This is a genomic window from Pseudomonas sp. GM79 (assembly GCF_000282495.1).
Taxonomy (GTDB): Bacteria; Pseudomonadota; Gammaproteobacteria; order Pseudomonadales; family Pseudomonadaceae; genus Aquipseudomonas.
The window spans coordinates 187900-211406 of record NZ_AKJE01000076.1 but is presented as its reverse complement, the minus strand read 5'-3'; the positions used below and the strand labels follow the sequence as shown (position 1 = coordinate 211406).

At 60.1% G+C, this 23507-nt stretch carries 24 protein-coding genes; 12 read left to right on the top strand and 12 right to left on the bottom strand.

Annotation, left to right across the window (positions count from 1 at the left end; translation table 11 throughout):
• The first annotated feature begins 175 nt into the window (after nucleotides 1-175).
• The 5 genes from hflK (PMI36_RS09460) (at nucleotide 176) to cfaB (ending at nucleotide 7538) form a co-directional block, all read left to right on the top strand.
• Nucleotides 176-2140 carry a protease modulator HflK gene (gene hflK / locus PMI36_RS09460; RefSeq protein WP_032830542.1) on the top strand — a complete coding sequence of 655 codons (1965 nt, stop codon included), beginning with the start codon at nucleotides 176-178 and terminating at the stop codon, nucleotides 2138-2140.
• Nucleotides 2137-3186 (top strand): protease modulator HflC, encoded by a 1050-nt coding sequence (gene hflC, locus PMI36_RS09465; RefSeq protein ID WP_008073602.1) that lies wholly within the window; start codon nucleotides 2137-2139, stop codon nucleotides 3184-3186. Before hflK (PMI36_RS09460) ends, hflC begins: the two co-directional genes overlap by 4 nt.
• Entirely contained in the window at nucleotides 3183-4244 is a 1062-nt protein-coding gene (gene hflK, locus PMI36_RS09470; RefSeq protein ID WP_008073601.1) for a protease modulator HflK, read from the top strand. The genes hflC and hflK (PMI36_RS09470) overlap by 4 nt, the downstream gene beginning before the upstream one ends.
• Entirely contained in the window at nucleotides 4241-6151 is a 1911-nt protein-coding gene (locus PMI36_RS09475; protein ID WP_008073600.1) for a cation-translocating P-type ATPase, read from the top strand. The genes hflK (PMI36_RS09470) and PMI36_RS09475 overlap by 4 nt, the downstream gene beginning before the upstream one ends.
• 199 nt (nucleotides 6152-6350) lie before the next feature.
• Nucleotides 6351-7538 carry a C17 cyclopropane fatty acid synthase CfaB gene (gene cfaB, locus PMI36_RS09480; RefSeq protein WP_008073599.1) on the top strand — a complete coding sequence of 396 codons (1188 nt, stop codon included), beginning with the start codon at nucleotides 6351-6353 and terminating at the stop codon, nucleotides 7536-7538.
• Here the strand turns inward: cfaB and cls are convergent.
• Complete coding sequence (gene cls / locus PMI36_RS09485) at nucleotides 7535-8974, bottom strand: cardiolipin synthase (protein WP_008073598.1); 1440 nt, start codon at nucleotides 8972-8974, stop codon at nucleotides 7535-7537. The genes cfaB and cls overlap by 4 nt on opposite strands.
• A 131-nt stretch (nucleotides 8975-9105) precedes the next feature.
• Here cls and PMI36_RS09490 point away from each other — a divergent pair, with 131 nt between their 5' ends.
• Nucleotides 9106-9627 carry a DUF3617 domain-containing protein gene (locus PMI36_RS09490; RefSeq protein WP_008007839.1) on the top strand — a complete coding sequence of 174 codons (522 nt, stop codon included), beginning with the start codon at nucleotides 9106-9108 and terminating at the stop codon, nucleotides 9625-9627.
• A 78-nt stretch (nucleotides 9628-9705) separates the two neighbouring features.
• On the opposite strand, the gene PMI36_RS09495 is transcribed toward PMI36_RS09490, so the two are convergent.
• Genes PMI36_RS09495 through folE2 form a run of 7 tightly spaced genes read right to left on the bottom strand, consistent with a single transcriptional unit; the run spans nucleotide 9706 to nucleotide 15853 of the window.
• A complete protein-coding gene (locus PMI36_RS09495) occupies nucleotides 9706-10608 on the bottom strand; it encodes a His/Gly/Thr/Pro-type tRNA ligase C-terminal domain-containing protein (protein WP_008073597.1) in 903 nt (300 codons plus the stop codon).
• Nucleotides 10609-10641: 33 nt separating this feature from the next.
• Nucleotides 10642-11979: a dihydroorotase gene (locus PMI36_RS09500; protein ID WP_008073596.1), complete on the bottom strand. Its 1338-nt coding sequence runs from the start codon at nucleotides 11977-11979 to the stop codon at nucleotides 10642-10644.
• A 2-nt stretch (nucleotides 11980-11981) separates the two neighbouring features.
• Nucleotides 11982-12542: a gamma carbonic anhydrase family protein gene (locus tag PMI36_RS09505; protein WP_008073594.1), complete on the bottom strand. Its 561-nt coding sequence runs from the start codon at nucleotides 12540-12542 to the stop codon at nucleotides 11982-11984.
• Nucleotides 12539-13414, bottom strand: a complete 876-nt coding sequence (locus PMI36_RS09510; protein ID WP_008073593.1) for a metal ABC transporter substrate-binding protein — start codon at nucleotides 13412-13414, stop codon at nucleotides 12539-12541. The genes PMI36_RS09505 and PMI36_RS09510 overlap by 4 nt, the downstream gene beginning before the upstream one ends.
• 11 nt (nucleotides 13415-13425) lie before the next feature.
• Nucleotides 13426-14292 (bottom strand): metal ABC transporter permease, encoded by an 867-nt coding sequence (locus PMI36_RS09515; protein ID WP_008073592.1) that lies wholly within the window; start codon nucleotides 14290-14292, stop codon nucleotides 13426-13428.
• On the bottom strand, nucleotides 14292-14960 hold the full coding sequence (locus PMI36_RS09520) for a metal ABC transporter ATP-binding protein (protein WP_008073591.1): 669 nt from the start codon (nucleotides 14958-14960) through the stop codon (nucleotides 14292-14294). The genes PMI36_RS09515 and PMI36_RS09520 overlap by 1 nt, the downstream gene beginning before the upstream one ends.
• Nucleotides 14957-15853 carry a GTP cyclohydrolase FolE2 gene (gene folE2, locus PMI36_RS09525; protein WP_008073590.1) on the bottom strand — a complete coding sequence of 299 codons (897 nt, stop codon included), beginning with the start codon at nucleotides 15851-15853 and terminating at the stop codon, nucleotides 14957-14959. Before folE2 ends, PMI36_RS09520 begins: the two co-directional genes overlap by 4 nt.
• An 86-nt stretch (nucleotides 15854-15939) precedes the next feature.
• Here folE2 and PMI36_RS09530 point away from each other — a divergent pair, with 86 nt between their 5' ends.
• Nucleotides 15940-17148, top strand: a complete 1209-nt coding sequence (locus tag PMI36_RS09530; protein WP_008073589.1) for an N-acetylmuramoyl-L-alanine amidase — start codon at nucleotides 15940-15942, stop codon at nucleotides 17146-17148.
• Here the strand turns inward: PMI36_RS09530 and PMI36_RS09535 are convergent.
• Nucleotides 17145-17522: a hypothetical protein gene (locus PMI36_RS09535; RefSeq protein WP_008073588.1), complete on the bottom strand. Its 378-nt coding sequence runs from the start codon at nucleotides 17520-17522 to the stop codon at nucleotides 17145-17147. The two genes, PMI36_RS09530 and PMI36_RS09535, sit on opposite strands and share 4 nt — an antisense overlap.
• Before the next feature lie 127 nt (nucleotides 17523-17649).
• Between PMI36_RS09535 and dksA the strand changes: the two genes are divergently transcribed.
• From dksA to PMI36_RS09550, 3 genes are read left to right on the top strand one after another with little or no spacing between them, the layout of a single operon-like run.
• On the top strand, nucleotides 17650-18054 hold the full coding sequence (dksA, locus tag PMI36_RS09540) for an RNA polymerase-binding protein DksA (protein WP_008073587.1): 405 nt from the start codon (nucleotides 17650-17652) through the stop codon (nucleotides 18052-18054).
• A gap of 28 nt (nucleotides 18055-18082) precedes the next feature.
• On the top strand, nucleotides 18083-19291 hold the full coding sequence (zigA, locus tag PMI36_RS09545; protein WP_008073586.1) for a zinc metallochaperone GTPase ZigA: 1209 nt from the start codon (nucleotides 18083-18085) through the stop codon (nucleotides 19289-19291).
• A complete protein-coding gene (locus tag PMI36_RS09550; protein ID WP_008073578.1) occupies nucleotides 19291-19941 on the top strand; it encodes a DUF1826 domain-containing protein in 651 nt (216 codons plus the stop codon). The genes zigA and PMI36_RS09550 overlap by 1 nt, the downstream gene beginning before the upstream one ends.
• Before the next feature lie 4 nt (nucleotides 19942-19945).
• Here PMI36_RS09550 and PMI36_RS09555 read toward each other — a convergent pair whose 3' ends face one another.
• Nucleotides 19946-20302, bottom strand: coding sequence for a hypothetical protein (locus tag PMI36_RS09555; RefSeq protein ID WP_008073576.1), 357 nt, complete (start codon nucleotides 20300-20302; stop codon nucleotides 19946-19948).
• Nucleotides 20303-20329: 27 nt separating this feature from the next.
• On the opposite strand from PMI36_RS09555, the gene PMI36_RS09560 reads away from it, so the two are divergent.
• The gene (locus PMI36_RS09560) at nucleotides 20330-21301 is read left to right on the top strand and encodes a CobW family GTP-binding protein (protein WP_008073574.1); all 972 of its coding nucleotides are present in this window, start codon (nucleotides 20330-20332) and stop codon (nucleotides 21299-21301) included.
• 148 nt (nucleotides 21302-21449) lie between these two features.
• Here the strand turns inward: PMI36_RS09560 and PMI36_RS09565 are convergent, their stop codons facing one another.
• A complete protein-coding gene (locus PMI36_RS09565) occupies nucleotides 21450-21863 on the bottom strand; it encodes a DUF3301 domain-containing protein (RefSeq protein WP_007896535.1) in 414 nt (137 codons plus the stop codon).
• Nucleotides 21864-21983: 120 nt separating this feature from the next.
• Between PMI36_RS09565 and pdxY the strand changes: the two genes are divergently transcribed.
• Nucleotides 21984-22856, top strand: coding sequence for a pyridoxal kinase PdxY (gene pdxY, locus PMI36_RS09570; protein WP_008073573.1), 873 nt, complete (start codon nucleotides 21984-21986; stop codon nucleotides 22854-22856).
• A gap of 147 nt (nucleotides 22857-23003) precedes the next feature.
• Here pdxY and PMI36_RS09575 read toward each other — a convergent pair whose 3' ends face one another.
• Nucleotides 23004-23486 (bottom strand): acyl-CoA thioesterase, encoded by a 483-nt coding sequence (locus PMI36_RS09575; RefSeq protein WP_007896533.1) that lies wholly within the window; start codon nucleotides 23484-23486, stop codon nucleotides 23004-23006.
• Nucleotides 23487-23507: the final 21 nt, after the last annotated feature.

Here is a 23507-nt window from a genome sequence, read left to right as displayed (position 1 = left end):
TAAACGTAGTCTCGGATAAAAATTACGAACGTAATATGTGCGTTTCGAGCCATTTCGGTCAAGGCTTCAGCTTGGCGACAGGTCCGGCGCTTTTAGATAGAGCGATTTACGACGAATATTTCACCACTTTCGTTATATCGTAACGAACTGTGATGTGAGCGATGGCTGGGGTGGTATGCAAGTCGATCTCGATGGCGATGGGGCACAAATAGCAGCGCTGCCGCGCTTTCAGCAGGCGGTCGTTCAAGGACGTCGATTGCGGCAATTCGCGATCGGTTTGGCGGCCTTGGCTGGCGCAGGGTTGGTGCTGGCGTTTTTTGTCGGACTGTTTGCGCCGCAGTCGCTTTGGCCGGCGTTGCTGGTCAATCAGAGCGCCGGTTTGCTGGTGCTGGTCGCCGGCCTGCAATCGGCCTGGTGGGTAACGCAGTGGCGCGCACGGGCGATGAGTCCAGCATTGTCGGTGCCGGTGGTTGTCGCTGAGGAGGTCGTTGGCGCTGAAGGCTGGTACGAGCGGTTGCTGGACCGCATCAGCCAACGTTGGTTGCGCTTGCTGGGGCAGATCGGTGCGCCGACGCTATGGTTGGCTGGCTGGGCGTTATTGATGTTGTACAGCATCGGGCAAGTCTGGAATCTGACCTTGCCGCCCGCCGCGCTGGGGTTGTCGGCCAGTGTCGGCGCCACGCTGGCGTTGCTGCTGGCTTTCGGTTTGCTGGTGCTGGAGCGGCAACTGGCGCAGGAAAACGTCGCCCAGTGGCCCGAAGCAGGGCCGTTGGCGCAGCTGACGCGGGTCGCGATTGTTTGCCTGGTGCTCAGCGCCCTGTGTTTGTTGTTCGGCAGCGAAACATCGGTCTGGCCGGTGCGTCTGGCGGTGCTGATCGGCTTGCTGCCGGGGCTGGTCGCCGTCGAGTTGCTGCTGCGGGCCGTGTTGTCGCTGTTCAGTCCCCGTCGTGAACAAGTGGAACCAGCCTTGCTGGCGCGAAGCTTCGTCGCCGACATGCTGCGTTGGCCGCCGCAACCTTTGCTCGCATTGCAGCACGAACTGCACAACCGCTTCGGTATCGACCTGCGGCAAATCTGGGCCTTTACCTACATGCGCCGGGCGTTTTTGCCGGTGCTGGCGGTGGTGGCTGTCGTCGGTTGGTCGCTCACCGGTATTCACGAAATACCCCTGCAAGGGCGCGGTATCTACGAGCGTTTCGGCAAACCGGTGGAGGTGTTCGGCCCTGGTTTGCACGCCGGTTTGCCATGGCCGCAGGGTCGTGTGCTGAGTGTCGAGAACGGTGTGGTCCACGAGTTGGCCACCAGCGTCGGCGAAGCGTCTGCACCGGTCACGGCCGAACCTGCCGAAGGCCCGGCACCGGCGATTGCCAATCGCTTGTGGGACGCCAGCCATGTGAATGACAAATCCCAGGTCATCGCCAGTAGCCGCGCCGACAAACAGAGCTTCCAGATCGTCAACATGGACGTGCGCTTCGTCTATCGCATCGGCCTGAGCGATCAGGCGGCGCTGGCAGCAACGTACAACAGCGCCGATGTGCCAACGTTGATCCGCAGCACCGCCAGCCGGATTCTGGTGCACGATTTCGCCTCGCGAACCCTCGATGGTTTGCTCGGCGAGGACAGGGTAGGGCTGGCCGAAGAGATCGGCCGTGCCGTGCAGGCTGACCTGCAAAAACTCGATAGCGGTGTGGAAATTCTCGCCACGGTGGTCGAAGCCATTCACCCGCCAGCGGGGGCGGCCAACGCTTATCACGGCGTGCAGGCGGCGCAGATTGCAGCTCAGGCATTGATTTCCCGTGAGCGCGGGGCTGCGGCAGAGGCGACCAACCAGGCGCAACTGCAGGCCAGTATCGCTCACGATCAAGCTACGGCCAGTGCTCATGAAATCAACTCGACCGCTCAGGCCGCCGACCTGAAGTTTGCCGCCGAGCGAAAGGCTTTTTCCAGCGCCGGCCAGGCCTTCGTGCTGGAGCAATACCTCAGCCAGCTGACCCAAGGTTTGGCCAACGCCAGGCTGCTGATTCTCGATCATCGTCTGGGCGGCAACAGCAATGCGCCGACCATCGACCTACGTACCTTCACGCTGCCGGCTGATCCTGCGCCGCCGCGTAATACCGTTCAGCCAGGAGCCGTCCATTGAGCCAGCCGACGCCTACACACAATCGCGATCACGATGACCACGCTGGCCACGATCACGGCCATGGCGGACATCACCACGGCCATCACCATCATCACCACGGTGATCCACACGAAGCGGGCCCTTTTCCGTGGCGGCGAATGGGATGGGCGGCGCTGCTGGTGGCGTTTGCCATTGCGGCGGCGAGCCTGGTGCAAGTGCGTTCGGGAGAGGCCACGGTCATCACTCGCTTTGGCAATCCATCGCGGGTGTTACTGGAACCCGGTCTTGGCTGGCGCTGGCCGGCACCGTTCGAGGCGGCGATCCCGGTGGATCTGCGGCTGCGTACCACCTCCAGCGGTTTGCAGGATGTGGGCACGCGCGATGGTCTGCGCATCATCGTGCAAGCCTACGTGGCCTGGCAGGTGCAGGGTGATCCGGACAACGTGCAACGCTTTATGCGCGCCGTACAGAACCAGCCGGACGAAGCCGCGCGGCAGATCCGCACCTTTGTCGGCTCGGCGCTGGAAACCACCGCCAGCAGTTTCGATCTGGCCAACCTGGTGAACACCGATGCCAACCAAGTGCGCATCGCCAATTTTGAAGCGCAGCTGCGTCAGCAGATCGATCAGCAGTTGCTCACCACTTATGGCGTGCGAGTGCTGCAAGTCGGCATCGAGCGTTTGACCTTGCCGTCGGTGACGCTCACCGCGACTGTCGATCGTATGCGCGCCGAGCGTGAAACCATCGCCACTGAACGCACGGCCATCGGCAAGCGGGAAGCTGCACAAATTCGCTCTGCGGCCGAGCGTGATGCGCGAATTGTGCAAGCCGATGCGACGGTGAAAGCCGCGGACATCGAAGCCCAATCCCGTGTCGAAGCCGCGCAGATTTACGGCCGTGCCTACGCCGGTTCACCGCAGCTCTACAACTTGCTGCGCTCTCTCGACACCTTGGGCACTATCGTCGCACCGGGCACCAAACTGATTTTGCGTACCGATGCGGCGCCGTTCCGGGTGCTGGTTGACGGTCCGCCGACGCTCGATAACAAGTCCGGGTTGCAGCCATGAATTTAAAAGTTCCACGTGGAACACATGAGTTAAGCAGCCCGTGGATTCAGGCCGGGCGCTTGGCTTTTCTGGCGCTGTACGCCGTGACCGTACTGGCTGCGCTGGCGTGGGCATTCTCAAATGTGCGGCAAATCGACCCGCAAAATCGTGCTGTAGTGCTGCACTTTGGCGCACTGGATCGCATTCAAAATGCCGGTTTGCTGTTGGCATGGCCGCGCCCGTTCGAGCAGGTCATCTTGTTGCCGGCAGCGGATCGGGTGATCGAGCGTCGGGTGGAAAATCTGCTGCGCACGGATGCCGCATTGCAGGCGGATCGAGTCGCGAGTTTCGCCACGCCCATCAGCGATGCGCTTGCCGGCTCCGGTTATCTGCTGACCGGTGATGCGGGCGTCGTACAACTGGATGTGCGGGTGTTCTACAAAGTCACCGAGCCGCATGCCTTCGTTCTCCAAGGTGAACATGTGCTGCCGGCACTGGATCGGCTGGTGACCCGCAGTGCCGTGGCGCTCACCGCCGCGCGCGACCTGGATACTATTCTGGTGGCTCGACCGGAACTGATCGGCGCCGACAATCAAGCCGCCGAACATCGCGAACGTTTACGCGGCGATCTGGTGCGGGGCATCAATCAGCGCTTGGCCGAACTGACCGCGACCGGGCAGGGGTTGGGCATTGAAGTGGCGCGGGTCGATGTGCAATCGAGTCTGCCCGGCCCGGCGGTGAACGCGTTCAACGCGGTGTTAACCGCCAGCCAGCAGGCCGACAAAGCCGTGGCCAACGCGCGCACTGAAGCCGAGAAGTTGACTCAGTCCGCCAACGAACAAGCCGACCGCACGCTGCAAGTAGCTCACGCCCAAGCCAGCGAGCGCCTGGCAAAAGCCTCCGCCGACACCGCCACGGTGCTGAGTTTGGCCAAGGCGCAACAGCAGGGCACCGATCCGCAAATGCTGCTGCGTATTTACCGTGAACGGATGCCGAAGATTCTCGGGCAGGCCGGCTCGGTGACCACGGTTGATCCGAAAGACGATTCCCGCCTGATCATTCAGGGAGCTGCGCAATGACTGCCCAAACCGCCGCCGCGCCGAGCATGTTGTCCTCGGCTGAACAACGTAGCGCAGCGCGCCAGTTGACCCTGGCCATGCTTGCGCTTGGGTTGCTTGCGCTGGGCCTGATCTGGCGCTGGTTGTCGCCGGAGCAGACCGGTATCAGCCAATTGCTGCTGGGTTTCGCTTCCTTGCTGGTGGCCGTGCCGGTCATGCGCTCGGCGTGGTACAGCCTGCGTTATCCGAGCCTGCACGGGATTACCGATCAACTGATCGCCCTGGCCATGCTCGGTGCCTGGGCCACAGGCGATCTACTCACTGCGGCGTTGCTGCCGATCATCATGATCTTCGGCCACGTGCTGGAAGAGCGCAGCGTGATCGGTTCCCAGGAAGCGATTCATGCCCTCGGCAAACTGACCCGCAGCCATGCACGCAAGATTCAGGCTGATGGTTCCGTCGTTGAAGTCGACAACGGCACCCTCAAGGCCGGTGACCTTGTGGAGGTGCGTGCCGGTGATCGAGTGCCGGCGGATGGCCGGGTGTTGTCCGGTCAGGCAAGCCTCGACACCGCGTCGATCACCGGTGAGTCGGTGCCAATGGAGGCGGATGTGGGCATGTCGGTATTCGGCGGGGCGATCAATCTCGATGGCCTGCTGCGCATTGAAGTGACCCGCACCGGTAACGAATCGACCTTGGGTAAAGTCATTGCGCTGATGCAAAGTGCCGAACGTTCCAAGCCTCCAATCACCCGTTTGCTCGAACGCTATGCCGGAAGCTACATGGTGCTGGTGTTGCTGCTGGCCGCCGTGACCTGGTTTGTGACCAACGATGCGCAAGCGATGCTCGCGGTGTTAGTCGCAGCTTGCCCTTGCGCGCTGGTGTTGTCTGCACCGGCAACGGCGATTGCCGGGGTGGCGGTGGCGGCTCGGCACGGGATTCTGATTCGCAGTTCGGCGTTCCTCGAAGAGTTGGCTGACCTGACGTCCTTGGTGGTCGACAAGACCGGAACCCTGACGTTCGGCACCTTGCGCCTGCAATCCATCGACAGTCCACTGGAGGATCGCAGTCACGTACTGAAGCTCGCCGCCAGCCTCGGTTCCGCCAGCAGTCACCCGGTCAGCCGCGCCTTGGCCGGGTTGGTCACTCAGGAACACTTTCTGCTGCTCTCTGACATTCATGAGCGTCAGGGGCTGGGTGTCGTGGCGATGACCGAGCAGGGCGAAGCGGCCCTCGGTCGTCCGGAGCTGTTCGCGCAATTAGGCATCGCCACATCAGCTGTGCCCGAACACGACGGCCCGATTGCCGGGCTGGCACTCAACGGTGAATTTCTCGCCTGGCTGTTGCTCGCTGACAGTATCAAACCCGAGGCGCGGTTTGCCCTGAGTGAGTTGCGTGAACTGGGTTTGGGTCGTCAGTTGTTGCTCACCGGGGATCGGCAAAGCGTTGCGCATACGCTGGCCCGGAATGTGGGCATCAGCGATGTCGAAGCCCAGGCCTTACCCGAGGACAAACTCAATCGTGTGCTGAAAGAAATCGGCAGCGGGTTCCGGCCGATGGTGGTGGGAGACGGCATCAACGATTCCCTGGCGCTCAAGGCCGGTGTGGTCGGCGTGGCGATGGGCGCAGGCGGTGCGGACATCGCGCTGGCTTCGGCCGATATCGTACTGATCGGCAGCGACCTGCGCCGGCTCGGGACCTGTGTGCGCTTGAGTCGCCAATGCCGCCAGACCTTGCAGGTCAATGTGATTATCGGGTTGGGCTGGACCCTGGCCATCGTCGCGTTCGCCGCATTCGGCTGGCTCGGCGCGGCAGGGGCGATGATTGCCGCGCTGTTACACAACTTGAGCACGTTATTGGTGCTCGGTAATGCCGGGCGTTTGCTACGCTTTCAGGAACCCCTACTCAAGCTTAAGGATGAGGTGTGAGCGTCTACAGCTTTTCAGAACTGTGTGCCGGATTTGTAGTCATCTAGGGTAAGGCGGTCATTTTCAACGATCGCCCGTTGGATGGTTTCAGTGTTGCAGGCAATACCGGGAATAGAAAAAGGCTATTAATTCGATAGCCTGCTATTTTTCAAGGATGGTCTACCCTCAGATTTGACGTCTGAAACAAGGGGGACTTTTCATGCTCGCGCAACTTCCACCGGCCTTACAGAATCTGCAATTACCGCTTCGCTTGCGACTCTGGGACGGCCATGAGTTCAATCTGGGGCCGACGCCCAGCGTCACCATTGTGGTCAAGGACCCACACATGGTTACCCAGTTCACCCATCCCAGCCTCGACGCGTTGGGGGCGGCGTTTGTCGAAGGCAAGCTGGAGCTGGAAGGCTCTATCAGCGATGTGATTCGTGTCTGCGACGAGTGGAGTCAGGCGCTGATCAACGAGGACGAAGATGAGCAACCGGTGCGCTCGGTACACGACAAGGAAACCGATGCCAAAGCCATCTCCTACCACTACGACCTCTCCAACGCGTTTTACCAACTGTGGCTCGACAGCGACATGGCGTACTCCTGCGCCTATTTCGAAACCGGCAGTGAAACCCTCGAACAAGCTCAACAAGCCAAGTTTCGCCACCTGTGCCGCAAGCTGCGGTTGCAACCAGGCGAGTATCTGCTGGATGTCGGTTGCGGCTGGGGCGGGTTGGCGCGGTATGCCGCTCGTGAGTTCGGCGCGAAGGTGTTCGGGATCACGCTCAGTAAGGAGCAATTGGCGCTGGCCCGTGAACGGGTGAAAGCCGAAGGCCTGGAGGATCAGATCGAGCTGCAACTGCTCGACTACCGCGATTTGCCGCAGGACGGGCGCTTCGACAAGGTGGTCAGCGTCGGCATGTTCGAACACGTTGGCCACGCGAACCTGTCCGAGTACTGCAAAACCTTGTTCGGCGCGGTGAAAGAGGGTGGCCTGGTGATGAACCACGGGATCACCGCCAAGCACACCGATGGTCGTCCGGTTGGGCGCGGCGCTGGTGAATTCATTGAGAAGTACGTGTTCCCCAACGGCGAGCTGCCGCATCTGTCGATGATCTCCGCCGAGATCAGCGAAGCGGGGCTGGAAATCGTTGATGTCGAGAGCCTGCGCCTGCATTACGCACGAACCCTGGACCACTGGAGCGAACGCCTGGAAGACAATCTGGAAGCCGCCGGCAAACTGGTGCCAGAACAGGCTTTACGGATCTGGCGGTTGTACCTGGCAGGGTGCGCCTATGCCTTTGCCAGAGGCTGGATCAACCTGCATCAAATTCTCGCGGTGAAAACCCATCCCGATGGCAGCCATGAACTGCCCTGGACCCGCGACGACATTTACAACCCTTAAAGAATCGGTGAAATAAGCCGGGCGATCCGCATGCCGATCTGTTGCAGACGGTGGGTCTCCCGGCCTTCTTCTTTGGCGATTTCGTGAGCCTGGGCGAAGTCATCGTTGAGCATCTGTTCCACTTCGGCAGCAAATGCACTGTCGACCGTCAGCAACATTACTTCGAAATTCAGCCGGAACGAACGGTTGTCCATGTTGGCGCTGCCAATGGCGCTGATTTCGCTGTCGATCAGCACCACTTTCTGATGCATGAACCCCGGCTGGTAACGGAACAAGCGCACGCCAGCACGTACTGCTTCGAAGGCGTAAAGGCTGGACGCGGCGTAGACGATCCGGTGATCCGCCCGCGACGGCAACAGAATCCGTACATCCACACCACGCAATACTGCCAGTCGTAACGCGGCGAACACCGCTTCGTCGGGGATGAAGTAAGGGGTGGTGATCCACACCCGCTCCGTCGCCGCATGGATGGCTTCGACGAAGAATAGCGAACAGGTTTCGTAGGAATCCGCCGGGCCGGTGGCCAGCAATTGGCAGAGCACGCCGTGATCTGGATAAACCTCCGGCAGGATCAACGGCGGCAGCGAACGGGCCGCCCAGAACCAGTCTTCGGCAAAGGACTCCTGCATGCAGGCCACCACCGGCCCGCGCACTTGCACGTGGGTGTCGCGCCATGGCGCCAGGGGTGGTTTTTCGCCCATGTATTCGTCGCCGACGTTGAGCCCGCCGACAAAACCGACAATCCCGTCGACCACGACGATCTTGCGGTGGTTGCGGAAATTGACCTGAAAGCGGTTGAGCCAGCCGCTGCGGGTGGCGAAGGCTTTGACCTCGATACCGGCATCGCGCAACGGTTGCACGTAACTGTGGGGCAGGGAGTGGCTGCCGATGCGGTCGTAGAGCAAGTAAATCGCCACGCCTTCGGCAGCTTTCCTGGTGAGCAAGGTGTGCAGGCGTTGGCCGAGGCGGTCATCGTGGATGATGAAGAACTGGATCAGCACGGCTTGCCGGGCATTGCTGATGGCGTCGAAAATCGCATCGAAGGTGGCTTGGCCATCAATCAATAGGTGTACTTCGTTATTCGCCAGACACGGCATGCGCCCCAGTTTCGGCATGGCCCTCAAAGACGCGTAGGCGCTGGAGGCTCGAGCAGCCAGTGCTTCTTCTACCCAGGGGCGCCAGTTCAGCTCGGAGATGGCCTTGCGCATTTCCTCGTTGGCTTGCCGCCGGGCCTTGATATAGCCGTCGAAGGTGCTGCGGCCGAAGACCAGATAAGGGATAAGCGTGAGGTAGGGAATGAACAGCAGTGACAGAGCCCAGGCGATCGAGCCCTGAGCGGTCCGAACGGTCAATACGGCATGGATGGCGGCAATCGAACCCAGCGTGTGCAGGATTGCGATCAGATAACCGAAAACATGCGGTCCAAAATAATCCATGGGGCAGCCTTGCTCCTGAAGATTCAATGCTTAACAGACCATGTTCCGGGCAGAATGTCGCTATTTAATTGGCCCCTGAACCGAAGCCCGTGGCTGACGTCTAACGGCCACTAATGATCAGGAGTTACTCGATGAACGTTCGTCTGCTGGGTTTGGCCATTGCGTTTGGTTTGACACTTCCTGTGGCTGCTCAGGCGCAGATGTTGCAGCCGGGCTTGTGGGAAATGACTTCAAGCAACATGAAGGTCGATGACCAGAACCTGCCCGATCTGCAGCTGATCCTAGGTCAGATACAGAGTCAGATGACCCCTGAACAGCGCGCGCAGCTGGAGAAGCAGGGCATCACTATGGGCGGCAAAGGGATTCGGGCGTGCCTGACGCCCGAGCAGGTGAAGACCGACAACATTCCGCTGACGGACCCACAATCGGGCTGCAAGCAGCAAATCACCGAACGTACCGGCAACCAGTGGAAATTCCGTTTCAGCTGTCCGAAAGCGCAAGGTGCGGGTGTCGCCACATTCCTCAGCGATCGTGAGTTCACCACCAAGGTCAACGGCACGTTCAACGCCACCGGCATTCAGCAGAAGGGTAGCCTCGATACTCGCGCTGTGTGGTTGGGCCAGGATTGCGGCACAGTGAAGCCAAGAGCCTAAAAGCATCGCGGGCAAGCCCGCTCCCACAAGGTCATACGCGATCCCTGTGGGAGCGGGCTTGCCCGCGATGACGTCCGTTTAGTCACCTTGAATCTTGGGCGGATTCAACAATTCACACACCGCCTCAATCCCTTTCTCCCCGAAATCCTCTCCACTGCCGCTGCGCATGCTGACAAACCCGCCTTCCTTTTCCTTCTCTCCCACTACCAGCAGATACGGCACTTTCTGGCTGTGCTGGCGAATCTTGTGGCTGATTTTCTCGTTACGCAGGTCCGAGTTGGCCCGCAGTTCGCGGCGGCGCAGTGCCTGGGTTACTGAGTGCGCATAAGCGGTCTGACGTTCATCGATGTTCACGACCATCACCTGCGGCGGCGCTCGCCAGGTGTCCAGCTCCTGTTGGCTGGACCAGCACGTGCCGTAGATCCGTTGCTGCGACGTGCCGCTGATATGGTCCAGAGTGAATGCTTGCAATACCTTGGTGGTGGGAACATGCGGGCCTGTTGCGAAACTTTCAAAATCCCCCAAGCGATACAGCGATAACCGTTCAGTTGACGTCGCCTGGGGAGCTGGTTCCCGGCGGATCGAATGGTTGGTCGCCGCCAGTGCATGCATGCGCGCTTCGATAACTGGCAGCTCGGCCAGAGTTAAAGAGCGCTGGAAAGCAAACTCATAAAAGAAACCGTCACCTAGCGACGATCCGGTCCGCAATTGCGCGTGCGGAAAAAGCTGTTTGACGGCCATGGCCAACATCAGCGCACAGGACCGGCGAAGGATCTCCAGACCATCGGGCTCCTGGGGTGTGACGATACTGACCCGGGCATCGCCCTCGATCAGGAACCCACAGTCCACCAACACGCCGTCGACCCGACCGGCCACCGCCGCGTTGGCCAACCCGAGACTGATACTTGCGGCAACTTCATACGCAGTCAGCGGCTGATCGTACTCACGCAATGAACCATCGGGCAGGGTGATGTGGATCATGATCGTGTTCTCGAATGTTTTCGATAACGCGCGCTAGCGCATAAACCGTAGGGGTAAACCCTGGCAGCTGTCATTAAGACGTTGGTCGTGCCAGGCAATTTGCCCCGACACGAGCGTAGTGGTGACGCTGTGGCGAAAACAGTGGTGGGTGAAGGGCGTCCAGCCACATTGCGAAAGGATCGGCTGCCGGGAAACCGCAACGCCACCGGGCTCGGGTTTAATCAATACCAGATCTGCCCAATAGCCTTCGCGCAGGTAGCCGCGATCGGGGATGGCAAACAAATCGGCGACCCGGTGACTGGTCTTGGTCACGAGGGTGGTGATCGGCAATATCTCATCGGACACCAGCTCCAGCAACGCGGGCAGGGCGTGTTGCACCAATGGCAAACCGGACGGCGCCTGGCTGTAGGGTCGCTGTTTTTCGACCCAGGTATGAGGCGCGTGATCGCTGCCGATCACGTCCAGTCGATTGCTCAACAATGCTTTGCGCAAAGCATCGCGGTCGGCCTGAGTCTTGATCGCCGGGTTGCACTTGATCAGGTTGCCAAGGCTCGGGTAGTCGCGATCATCGAACAGCAAGTGGTGCAGGCAGACTTCGGCGGTGATGCGTTTCTGTGCCAGCGGCTGGTCTTCGAACAGCGCCAGTTCGCGGGCCGTGCTCAAGTGTAAAACGTGAAGTCGGGTGCCGTGTTGCCTGGCCAGATCAACGGCCATTGAGGAGGAACGAAAGCACGCTTCGGCGTTGCGGATCAGCGGGTGGGCGGCGGGCGGAAGTTGCTCGCCGAACAGTTCTCGCAGGTTCGTGGCATTGGCCTCAATGCTCGGCGTGTGTTCGCAGTGGGCCAACAAAATGGTCGGTACTTCGGCGAAGAGCCGCTCGAGTATCCGTGGGTCGTCCACCAGCATGTTGCCGGTGGAGGCGCCCATGAACACTTTGACTCCGGCCACCTCACAAGGATTGAGCGCGGCGACGGTATCGAGATTGTCGTTGCTCACGCCGAAATGAAAACCGTAATTGGCCACTGAACTCGTCGCCGCTCGACGCTTCTTGTCGGCCAGCGCGGCGAGGGTCAGGGTGGCCGGGGAGGTGTTGGGCATGTCCATAAAACTGGTGATACCGCCAGCCACTGCAGCCCTGGATTCGGTATGGAAGCTGCCCTTGTCCGGCGCTCCGGGATCGCGGAAATGCACTTGGTCATCGATCATGCCCGGCAGCAGCCATTGGCCGTTGGCGTCGATTTCCACGGTGGCCGTTTCACCTTCGATGCTGCTGGCGATCTTGACGATGCGACCGTGGCTCACCAACAGATCGCCGTCGAATTCACGACCTTCATTCACTAGCCGGGCGTTGCGAATCAACACGCTGCTCATGGTCAGAACTCGTTCTGCAGGGCTTTGTAGCCGCGCACCAGATCAACGTTGGTGCGCGCCACATCCTCGGAAAACTCCGAGGCACTGACGCTCACCGGTGGGAACTGCGACAGGTCAGTGTTGGGGCCGATGCGCGTGGTGGAGGGCACGTAGAAGTCTTCAGGCAAGTCACGACCGTCGACCACCGAGTTGTGCCGCACCACGCAACCGTCGCCCACCGCGCAGTTGAACAGCACGCTGTTGAACCCGATGAATACGCGATTACCGACGGTGCAGGGGCCATGCACGATGGAGCGGTGGGCGATAGAGCTGAACTCGCCGATGGTCACCGCCGCCCCCGACTTGGAGTGGATCACCACGCCGTCCTGGATGTTCGAATTGGCGCCGATGGTGATCGGCTCCATCTCGCCCGAATCATCCACTTCGTCGGCGCGAATCACCGCATAGGGACCGACGAACACGTTCTCGCCGATCACCACTTTGCCGCAGATGATGGCGGTTTTATCCACGTACGCGGACTCTGCAATCGCCGGCAGATCGCCTGAAGGATTCTTGCGGATCATGGCTTGCTCAACGCGTTGTACAGGGTGTTGAGGTTGTATTCGAACAACCCGGCGAACGTGCTGGCCGGGCCGGTCGCCGCGAGGGCATCGGAGTACAGCGTCCCGCCGATATGCGCGCCGCTTTCATCGGCGATTTGCTTGAGCAGGCGTGCGTCCTTGATGTTTTCCATGAACACCGCTTTGACTTTGGCCTGACGGATCTGGGTGATCAGCGCAGCGACTTCGGCGGCCGACGGTTCACGTTCGGTAGACAGTCCTTGAGGTGCCATGAAGTCGATGCCGTACGCCTGACCGAGATAGCCGAAGGCGTCATGGGAGGTCACGATTTTGCGGTTACCCGGCGGCAGCGAACCGAGCTTGGCTTTGGCCTCGGCGAGCAAGGCGTAGATCTTTTTCAGGTAGGCCTGGCTGTTGTGTTCGTAGTCGGTTTTGTTGGCAGGGTCGGCGGCGATCAGCGCTTTGGTGATGTTGCTGATGTACAGCTCGGTGTTCGCCAGGTTGTGCCAGGCGTGCGGGTCGGGAATGGTTTCGCCGTCTTCATCCAGCGAGCGTGGAATGACACCGTGGCTGGCGCTGATGACCGCAGCTTTGGTCTCGGTGCTGGTCACCAGACGGTCCAGCCATGGCTCGAAACCTAGCCCGTTCTTGATGATCAGTCTGGCCTTGAGCAATGCCTTGGCATCGTCCGGAGTCGGCTCGTAGGTATGGGCATCGGCGTCCGGCCCGACCATGTTGGTGATCTGGATATGGTCGCCGCCGACCTGATGGGTCATGTCGGCGAGGATGCTGAAGCTGGTGACTACCTGGAGTTTTTCCGCGGCAGACAGCGACATCGACAGCATCAAACTGAACAGCACGAGTAAAGCGCGCATCGGGTTACACCTCATTGGGATGTGAGCAAAGGCGGGCGGCGCAGCAAGCCGTGCACCGGACCGAACACCACGGACAGCAGATACAAACCGCCAGCCACCAGCACGATCGCCGGGCCGCTGGGCAGTGAGTAGTAGAACGACAGCAACAAGCCGAACCAGACCGAGAGGCAGCCGAGCAGCGCGGCGATGACCATCAGTACCGGCAAGCGACGACTCCAGAAGCGAGAAGCTGCGGCCGGCAACATCATCAAACCGACCACCATCAGGGCGCCGATGGCCTGGAAACCGATCACCAGGTTCAGCACCACCAGCGTCAGAAATACCCCGTGAGCCAGTGGCCCGAGGCGGCTGACGGTTTGCAGAAAGAGCGGGTCGAGGGTGTCCAGCAACAGGGGTTTGTAGATGAGGGCCATGGCGATCAGGCTGAAGCCCGAGACCCAAATCATGCCGGTCAAGGTCGGCCCATCGACCGCGAGCGCCGAGCCAAACAATAGGTGCAACAGGTCCAGTCGCTTGCCGGCAATGCCGAGGATCAGCACGCCGCTGGCCAGCGATATCGGGTAGATCGCGGCCAGGCTCGCGTCTTCCCGCAGGCCGGTGCGGCGGGTGATCCAGGCCGCCAGTCCGGCCATGCTCAGACCAGCGCCGAGGCCTCCGATGGTCAACGCGGGCAGACTCAACCCGGCGAACCAGAAGCCCAATGCGGCGCCCGGCAAGATGCCGTGAGCCACCGCGTCGCCGATCAGGCTCATGCGCCGTAGAATCAAAAACACCCCAAGCGGTGCTGTGCTGCACGCCAGAACGAGACCACCAAGCAACGCCCGGCGCATGAATACGAATTCGTGGAACGGTTGCCAAAGCTGAGCGGCAGCGATCATCAAGCCACCTGCGTCTGGGGTTGTTGGCGAATCAGATCGGTACTGGGGCCGAGGACGCAGCCGCTGCTTTTGATCAATAGGGCTTGGGGGATGTGTTGGCGCACGGCGGCCAGGTCATGACACACCACCACCAGCGTTCGACCTTCGGCATGCCAGACATGGATGTGTTTCCAGAGCAGCGCCTGGCCGAGTTCGTCGAGTGCGGCGTGGGGTTCGTCGAGCAGCAGCAAGGGGGCTTCGGCGAGACTCAACCGGGCGAGCAGGGCACGCTGCAATTCGCCCCCGGAGAGAGCCATCAATGGGCGATGTTCCAGGCCACTCAGGCACCAGTCTTCCAGCGCAGACTTGAGGCGTTGGCTGCGAATTTCCGGAGTTTGCTTGCTGCCCCAGAAACCTGCGGCCACCAACTCTTGCAGGCTGATGGGGAACTGCCGATCCAGATGTTGTTGCTGAGGCAGGAACGAAAGGCCGCCTTTGCGTGGAACATCAATGATGACTTTTCCAGCCAGTGGCTTTTGCAGACCGGCGATGACTTTCAGCAGGCTGGTTTTACCCGAACCGTTGGCACCGATGACAGCGGTCAGACTTCCCTTGGGCAACTGGAAATCCACCGACGGAGTGAGCGGTTGACCGGGTGCGCCCCAGCGCAAGGCTTGGCATTGGATCATGCGGCCTCCCAATTCCAGCGACTTTCGGCGACAGCATCGTGGGCATGAAGACTTTCGGCGTGAACGACTCGCACGTGAAAGGCGTTGATTCCGGCGGAGCGTTTCAGGGCCAGGTTCAAGCGTCGAGCGGCGTCTTCGCAGAACATCAGGTTCTGTCCATTGGCGAGGGCGAAGGCTTGTTCATCGGCGCGTTTCACGGCGGTTTGCACTGCGGTGCCGAGGGCTGCTTCCGCATCGTTGATCGCGGCGATCAGCGGCAGGTCATCCAGATAATCGTCCAGACGCAACTGCAATCGCGCATTGCTGCGTTGGCTATGCGGCGTGGCGACGATGCCTTTCGTGGAACCGAGCCAAGCCAGAACGTCGGCGTGTTGCAGCGACTTGTTGGCAAAGTCATCCACGAATTGTTGTTGAATCAACTGCCGCGAAAGTGCCGCTGAGCACGGGCAGGTTGAGGAATAAGGAACATCGATTTTTAGTTCCACGTGGAACATCGCGTTTTTCAAACTGGCTTCGATGCTCACCGGATAAGTTTTCCAACCGGCTAGCGGACTGATGAGCGCGGGTCTTTTGAGCAATAGATCGGTGTGAATTTTTAGGTAAGCGTTGCGGGAAAGTCCTTCATGGGTTTCGAGAAAATTTTGCAAGACTCGCCGCAATAACGCGGGCGAAAGGTTTTCCTGCTCAAGCATTTCCAACGCCAGATACAGCCGCGACATATGGATGCCGCGCGCCTCTCCATCGTCGAGGCTAACGCCAGCGTCGGCCTTTGCGCTCAGTCGCTGGCCATCGAATAAAACAGGAAGAGCAATGCCGCACATGCCCACCCAATCGAGTGGCAGGGCTTGGCGTGAGGCCTGCGCGGCGATATCCGGCAGAGTCAGCGCATTCATGAGCAGGTCCATCGTGGGAGTTGATTTGGCATGTTATATTATAACAATTAAATCGACGATGCCTTTTTCGTGAGCAGGCTTTCACCATGCACAGACGTCACTTGCTCAACCTGATTCTGGCCAGCGCGGCCTTCGCTTTACCCTTTGGTGTGTCGGCCACGCAAATTCGCAATGCACGACTGTGGCGTTCGGACGACAAGCTGCGACTGGTGTTCGATCTGAGCGGGCCGGTGCAATACAAGACGTTTTCCCTGAGCGCTCCGCAGCGGCTGATCATTGATCTGAGTGGCGCCAATCTCAGTGGCGATTTCAGTCAGTTAGCACTCAGCAATACGGTGATTCGCTCAATCCGCTCCGGACATTTCGGTCGGGGCGATACGCGGATTGTCCTCGACCTCAGCGGCCCGGTGCAGCTCAACAGTTTCCTGCTGCCGCCCCAGGACGGGCAGGGGCACCGATTGGTGCTCGATCTGAAGACCGCCGCGCCGCTACAGATTGCGGCGGTGCCGTCGGAAAAACCTGAACCCGTCCCCGCCAAGGCTCACCCCAAGCGCGACATCATCGTGGTGGTCGACCCGGGTCACGGTGGCAAAGACCCGGGCGCGGTCGGTGCCAAAGGTGAGCGGGAAAAAGACGTGGTGCTGTCGATCGCCCAATTGCTGGCCAAGCGGCTGAAGCGCGAGAAGGGCTTCGACGTGAAACTGGTGCGCAACGACGACTTCTTCGTCCCGCTGCGTAAACGCGTGGAGATCGCCCGCAAGCACAATGCCGACATGTTCATCTCGGTTCATGCGGACGCGGCGCCGCGTCTCACCGCTTCAGGTGCGTCGGTGTACTGCCTGTCCGAAGGCGGCGCGACCTCGGCCACGGCGCGTTTCATGGCGCAACGGGAGAACGGTGCAGACCTGCTGGGTGCCACCAGCCTGCTCAATCTCAAGGATAAGGATCCGATGCTCGCCGGGGTGATTCTCGACATGTCGATGAATGCCACCATCGCCGCCAGCTTGCAACTGGGCAGTACGGTGCTTGGCAGCCTGGCAGGCATCACCACACTGCATCAGAAGCGCGTGGAACAAGCGGGATTCGCTGTATTGAAGTCTCCGGATGTGCCGTCGATTCTGGTGGAAACCGGCTTCATCTCAAACCCCCGCGACAGCCAGCGACTGGTGACTGCCCGTCATCAACAAGCCGTGGCGGATGGTTTGTTCGAAGGTTTGCAGCGCTATTTTCAGAAGAACCCACCGGTGAACAGCTACATCGCCTGGCAACAGGAACAGAAGAAGATGCAGGCCTAGCAGCCGGTCATCCGGCTACACGTGAACTTGCCGCTGCTGCCGCCGGAACTGGAAAACCGATTGATGGTTGTCCAGCCAACCCGGCGGTTGTAACCGACCCAGGCTTCACCATCGGATGTGATGCCCGTGAAGAATGTCAGTTGCCCGTAGCGGCTGTTGGTTTGTGCCCATTGGCGTTTGCCGGCTACTTCGAAGCCGCGCAGATAGATCGTGCTACCGACAGTGTTAACGCTGTAGGCATTGCCGTCGGCATCTACGCAGGCCAGCAGATTGGCGCTGCGGGTGCAGTTGGCCAGACTCGGGATTTGTCCCCAGGCATCGACCGCAATCAGCAGCGAAAGGCTCAATAGCGAGAGTTTCAGGGCGTTTCCCATGGCATTTCTCAAAAGGGCGGACGGTTTAAAGCATCGTGCCCTTTGTCGTGAGTAACAAGAGGGGAGTGGCTTATTTGCATTGTTATACTATAACATAAAAATACACCCGCTCTGATGATTCACCGCCATGACTGAACAAGAACTCCTCGCTCAACCCGCCGCCGATTACATGAACGACGCCCAGCAAGGTTTCTTTCGCGAGCTGTTGCTGGCTCAGCGCAGCGAGCTGCAGGAGCGCATTGCCGGCGAGTTCGACGCGTTACGCGAGCAGGAACCCCACAGCGATCCCGCCGATATCGGCAGCGCCGAAGAACAGCGCCAGTGGCAACTGCGCCTGCTGGAGCGGGAAAAGAAGCTCCTGGACAAGATTGACGAAGCCCTCGAGCACGTGGCTCGCGGCGAGTACGGCTGGTGCCGCGAAACCGGTGAGCCGATTGGTCTCAAGCGCCTGCTGCTGCGACCCACCGCCACTTTGTGTATTGAAGCCAAAGAACGTGAAGAGCTGCGCGAACGCCATCAACGGGCGATTTGACCGGCCACATCCTGATGAGGAATACCTGATGCCCAATCGTCTCCCCGTGACCGTCCTGTCGGGCTTTCTCGGTGCCGGAAAAAGTACACTTCTTAATTACGTACTACGTAATCGCGAAAATTTGCGTGTCGCGGTGATCGTCAATGACATGAGTGAGATCAACATTGATGGCAGCGAAGTTCAGCGCGATGTCAGCTTGAATCGTGCCGAAGAAAAACTCGTGGAAATGAGTAACGGCTGCATCTGCTGCACCTTGAGGGAAGATTTGCTCGAAGAAGTCAGCAAACTCGCCAGAGACGGTCGTTTCGATTACCTGCTGATCGAGTCCACGGGGATTTCCGAGCCTTTGCCCGTAGCGGAAACTTTTACGTTTCGCGATGAAGAAGGGCAGAGCCTGGCGGACATAGCGCGGCTAGACACCATGGTTACCGTGGTCGACGGCATGAACTTCCTGCTCGACTATCAAGCCGCCGAAAGCCTCGCTTCCCGTGGCGAAACCCTGGGCGAGGAGGACGAACGCTCGATCACTGACCTGTTGATCGAGCAGATCGAATTCGCCGACGTGATCCTGATCAGCAAGATCGATTTGATCGGCAGTAACGAGCGCCAAGAGTTGATCGCGATCCTTGAACGGCTCAATTCCCAGGCGGAAATCATTCCGATGGTCATGGGCGAAGTGCCGCTCAAGAAAATCCTCAACACCGGGCGCTTCGACTTCGAAAAAGCCGCTCAGGCGCCGGGATGGTTGCAGGAATTGCGCGGTGAACACGTGCCGGAAACCGAGGAGTACGGTATCGCCTCCACGGCCTATCGGGCGCGGCGACCGTTTCATCCACAACGCTTCTTCAGCTTCATCGATCGTCCGTGGGTGAACGGCAAATTGCTGCGCTCCAAGGGCTATTTCTGGCTGGCCAGCAAACACAGGGATGCTGGCAGCTGGTCCCAGGCCGGCGGCTTGATGCGCCACGGTTTTGCCGGGCGCTGGTGGCGTTTCGTGCCGAAAAACCAGTGGCCGCAAGACGAAGAAAGCACCGCCGGGATCATGGAAAACTGGACGGCCGCCACCGGTGATTGCCGCCAGGAACTGGTGTTTATCGGCCAGAACATCGACTTTGCGCAACTCGCCGCCGAACTCGATAACTGCCTGCTGACGGATGCTGAAATGGCCTTGGGCGTCGAGGGCTGGCAGTTACTGCCCGATCCGTTCGGTCCTTGGCACGAAGAGGCGGCCGCCTGATGTTGGCGCCCAGTCTGAAGCTGCGACCGGTCATTCGTCAGGTTCAAGGTGATACGCCCAAAGCGCTGACCGGAATTCTGGACGACGGCGTGAACCTCGCCCTCTGGCAACGCCAACTCCCGGCGCACATTGCCGATTTCGGTCGTTTGTTGTTGTCCCTGAACGAGCCGCTGGCCGAGTCACTGTCCCTGGAAATGCCCGGCGATGACGCCGAACCCAATCTCCACGGTTTAGCCTCAGGCTTCAGCGACCTTGAGGGCTACGAAGGCTTTATCGCCGATATTTCCTGGCTGGTCAGCGCTTTCGCTTGCCTGTTGGGCGCCCAGCGTATCGGCCTGCGCCTGCGGGTTCTGGACACAGCCATGTGCCCGCGTTTCCACGTCGATCACGTGCCCGTGCGGTTGATCACCACCTACGCAGGTATCGGCAGCCAATGGCTGAAAGAAGGGGCGATGGATCGCCAGCAATTAGGCAAACCTGAGGCCGAACCGCCGGACGAGTCGCTGATCCAGCAAATCACCAGCGGCGAAGTGGCGTTGCTTAAAGGGGAGAAGTGGCACGGCAACGAAGGCTTCGGTTTGATCCACCGTTCGCCGCAACCAGCGCCGGGAGAGCGTCGTTTGATCCTGACCCTTGACTGGCTGAGCTAGCCGCTCAAGGTTTGAGCCAGGTTCCCTGGCTCTGGGCTTCGCAAAACGGCTTCAAATACGCCGCATCGGTGGCCACGCCGTAATAGTGAATATCCTGCCGGTAGGGCATATTGGCGACTTGAGCGTTGCTGCACACCCCGAACGCGCCGGTAGGGCATTGGTCGACGTACTGCACTTCGACTTTCTGCCCGGGCAGATTCGGCTGGCAGAATCCGTCGGCGAACAGTTTTTCCGGGATGTTGCGGTTTTGCTGGCAGACCTTCACGTCGAGCCGCTCAGCCGTGCTGTGCACCACGCAGGCCTGAGCCAGCGCTTCGCCCGACGTGAGCGCCAGAAGCAACGACCATCCCATCAACCGCATTCTTTACCTCCTCAGAAAACCTCGACCATGTTGCAGAACATTCCCACCCACGTCATTGCCGGCCCGCTAGGCGCTGGCAAGACCAGCCTGATCAAGCACCTGCTGGCGCAACGGCCCGCGGGTGAGCGCTGGGCGGTATTGATCAACGAGTTCGGCCAGATCGGTCTGGATGCCGCGCTGTTGACCCAGGATGCCGATGGTATCGCACTGGGGGAAGTGGCCGGGGGCTGTTTGTGTTGCGTCAATGGTGCACCGTTTCAGATCGGCCTCGGGCGGTTGCTGCGCAAGGCACGACCGGATCGACTGTTCATCGAACCCTCCGGGCTAGGGCATCCGGCGCAGTTACTCCGGCAATTGAGTGAGGCGCCGTGGCAAGGTGTCCTGGCGGTGCAGCCGTGCGTGCTGGTGCTGGATGCCCGGGCGCTCGCGGCCGGAAAACCGCTGCCTGCGGCGCAACAGCAAGCCTTGGACAGTGCCGGGTTGCTGTTGCTGAACAAGGCAGAAGGCCTCGACGATAGTGATCGCCAGCGAATCGCCGCGCGGTTGCCGAAACGTCCCTTGTACTGGACGCAGCAAGCGGTTTTGCCATTGAGTGAGTTGCCGGGGCTCGGGGCTCAGGCTGTCGGGGGGGTGGATAACTTTGTCATGCCCAAGGGATTGGCGCAGATGCCGGCCATCTGGACCGACCCCACGCTGCCAATTTGCTTGAGTCAGGCGCAGGAGGGTGGCTGGAGCGTTGGATGGCGGTGGCATCCGAGTCAGGTATTCGACTCCGTATTGATCGGGGAGTGGCTTGAGCGCCTTGAATGGCGGCGGGCGAAATTGGTTATCCACAGCGTTGAGGGTTGGGTGTCGGCCAATGCGCTGGATAACTCGTTACTGGATTGGCAACCCAGCGAATGGCGTCGGGATTCGCGTATTGAGCTGATTTTCAGTGAGCAGCAGGCTGTTGAAGAGCTGCAGGAGGGGCTGGTGGGGTGCAGGGTTCAAGCGAACTAGCTGATTTTTTCACCGCCTGAGAAGGCCTCTTCGCGAGCAAGCCCGCTCCCACAGAGGGACTGTGATGTGCACACAAGTTGTGCAGCACAACAGATCAAATGTGGGAGCGGGCTTGCTCGCGAATGGATTTAACTGACAACAACTACCTTCAAGGCCGCCACTTGGTGTGTTCTTGCCGCCACTGGCTCAGTTCAATCACCTCGGCTCTGGGCTTCGCGATATCGACCACCGGCGGAGTGTCGTCGAACGGCATCGGGTAGGGCGCGAGCTCGATCTGTGCGCTGTGGGCGCCGAACTGAGTGATGGTGCCAGTGTGGCGGGTTTCGCCGGTCACGGTGAATTCGAAGTTATACACACGGGCCAGGCGCCGACGGCCATTGGCGTCTTTAATGAAGGCGATCTTCTTCAAGGCTACGTTGCCGTCCAGCAGCTCGATCCGAAGCTTGGCGCAATGCTGCATGACCCGCTCCAGCGCACGTTCGCGCAAGCCGTGGTTGTGCCACAACCACGCGCCACCGGTGGCGAGCAGCATCAGCACGAAGATATTTCCGAGGGTCAGCATCAACAGGGTGCTCCAACAAGATAGTGCCAGCTTAACTGCGTCGCCGGTCTGTCGTACAGGCTGCGTTTAGTCGCATACTGCGCGGCTCGAATTTCAATCGTTTGACGGAAAACTCACCGCATGAAACGTACGCCCCATGTGCTCGCCATCCAGTCCCACGTGGTGTTCGGCCACGCTGGCAACAGCGCCGCGGTTTTCCCGATGCAGCGGGTCGGGGTGAACGTGTGGCCGCTCAATACCGTGCAGTTCTCCAACCATACGCAATATGGCCAGTGGGCCGGGGAAGTGCTGGCTCCGCATCAGATTCCGGAATTGGTAGAAGGAATCGCTGCAATTGGTGAGCTGGGCAATTGCGATGCCGTGTTGTCCGGCTACCTCGGCAGCGCGGCCCAGGGCCGGGCGATTCTCGCGGGTGTGGAACGAATCAAATCGATCAATCCCCAAGCGGTATACCTCTGCGACCCGGTGATGGGCCATCCGGAGAAGGGCTGCACCGTTCCAGCCGAGGTCAGCGATTTTCTGCTGGAAGAGGCGGCAGCGGTGGCTGACTTCATGTGCCCGAACCAGTTGGAGCTGAACAGCTTCTCGGGGCGCAAGGCGCAGTCACTGTTCGATTGCCTGGCCATGGCGCGAGCGCTGTTGGCGCGCGGTCCGAAGGCGGTGCTGGTCAAGCATCTGGACTATCCCGGCAAATTGGCGGATGGCTTCGAGATGTTGCTGGTGACCGCCGAAGGCAGCTGGCACCTGCGTCGGCCGCTGCTGGCGTTTCCGCGTCAGCCGGTGGGCGTTGGCGATCTGACTGCCGGGCTGTTCCTGGCACGCGTGCTGCTGGGTGACAGTCTGGTGAGTGCCTTCGAATTCACCGCGGCGGCGGTGCATGAAGTGATGCTGGAAACCCAGGCCTGCGCCAGCTATGAGCTGGAACTGGTGCGGGCGCAGGACCGGATCGCCCATCCGCGGGTGCGGTTCGAAGCGACGGCGATCAGCCTCTGAGCTTCTCGTCGACCCCATTCGCGAGCAAGCCCGCTCCCACACTGGCTCTCTGTCGTACACGAAATCTGTGTGCACTGAAGATCCATTGTGGGAGCGGGCTTGCTCGCGAAGACGATCTAATGAGCACCGTCAAACTGACTGAATAGCTCAGGCGTCGCCCTTGATGTCCTGATAACGCTTTTCCAGTTCCTGACGAATCTGCCGACGCTGCTGCGCCTGCATGTACCGACGCTTGTCTTCACTGTTCTGCGGTTGCAGCGGTGGGACTGCGGCCGGTTTGCGCTGGTCATCCACCGCGACCATGGTGAAGAAACAGCTGTTGGTGTGACGCACCGAGCGCTCGCGGATGTTCTCGGTCACGACCTTGATGCCCACCTCCATCGAGGTGTTGCCGGTGTAGTTGACCGACGCCAGAAAGGTCACCAGTTCGCCGACGTGAATCGGCTCGCGGAAGATCACCTGATCCACCGACAGGGTCACCACATAGCGGCCGGCATAGCGGCTGGCGCAGGCGTAGGCCACTTCATCGAGGTATTTGAGCAGGGTGCCGCCGTGGACATTGCCAGAGAAATTGGCCATGTCGGGGGTCATCAATACCGTCATCGACAGCTGGGCGTTTCCGGGTTCCATAACGTACTCACGGGTTCAAGG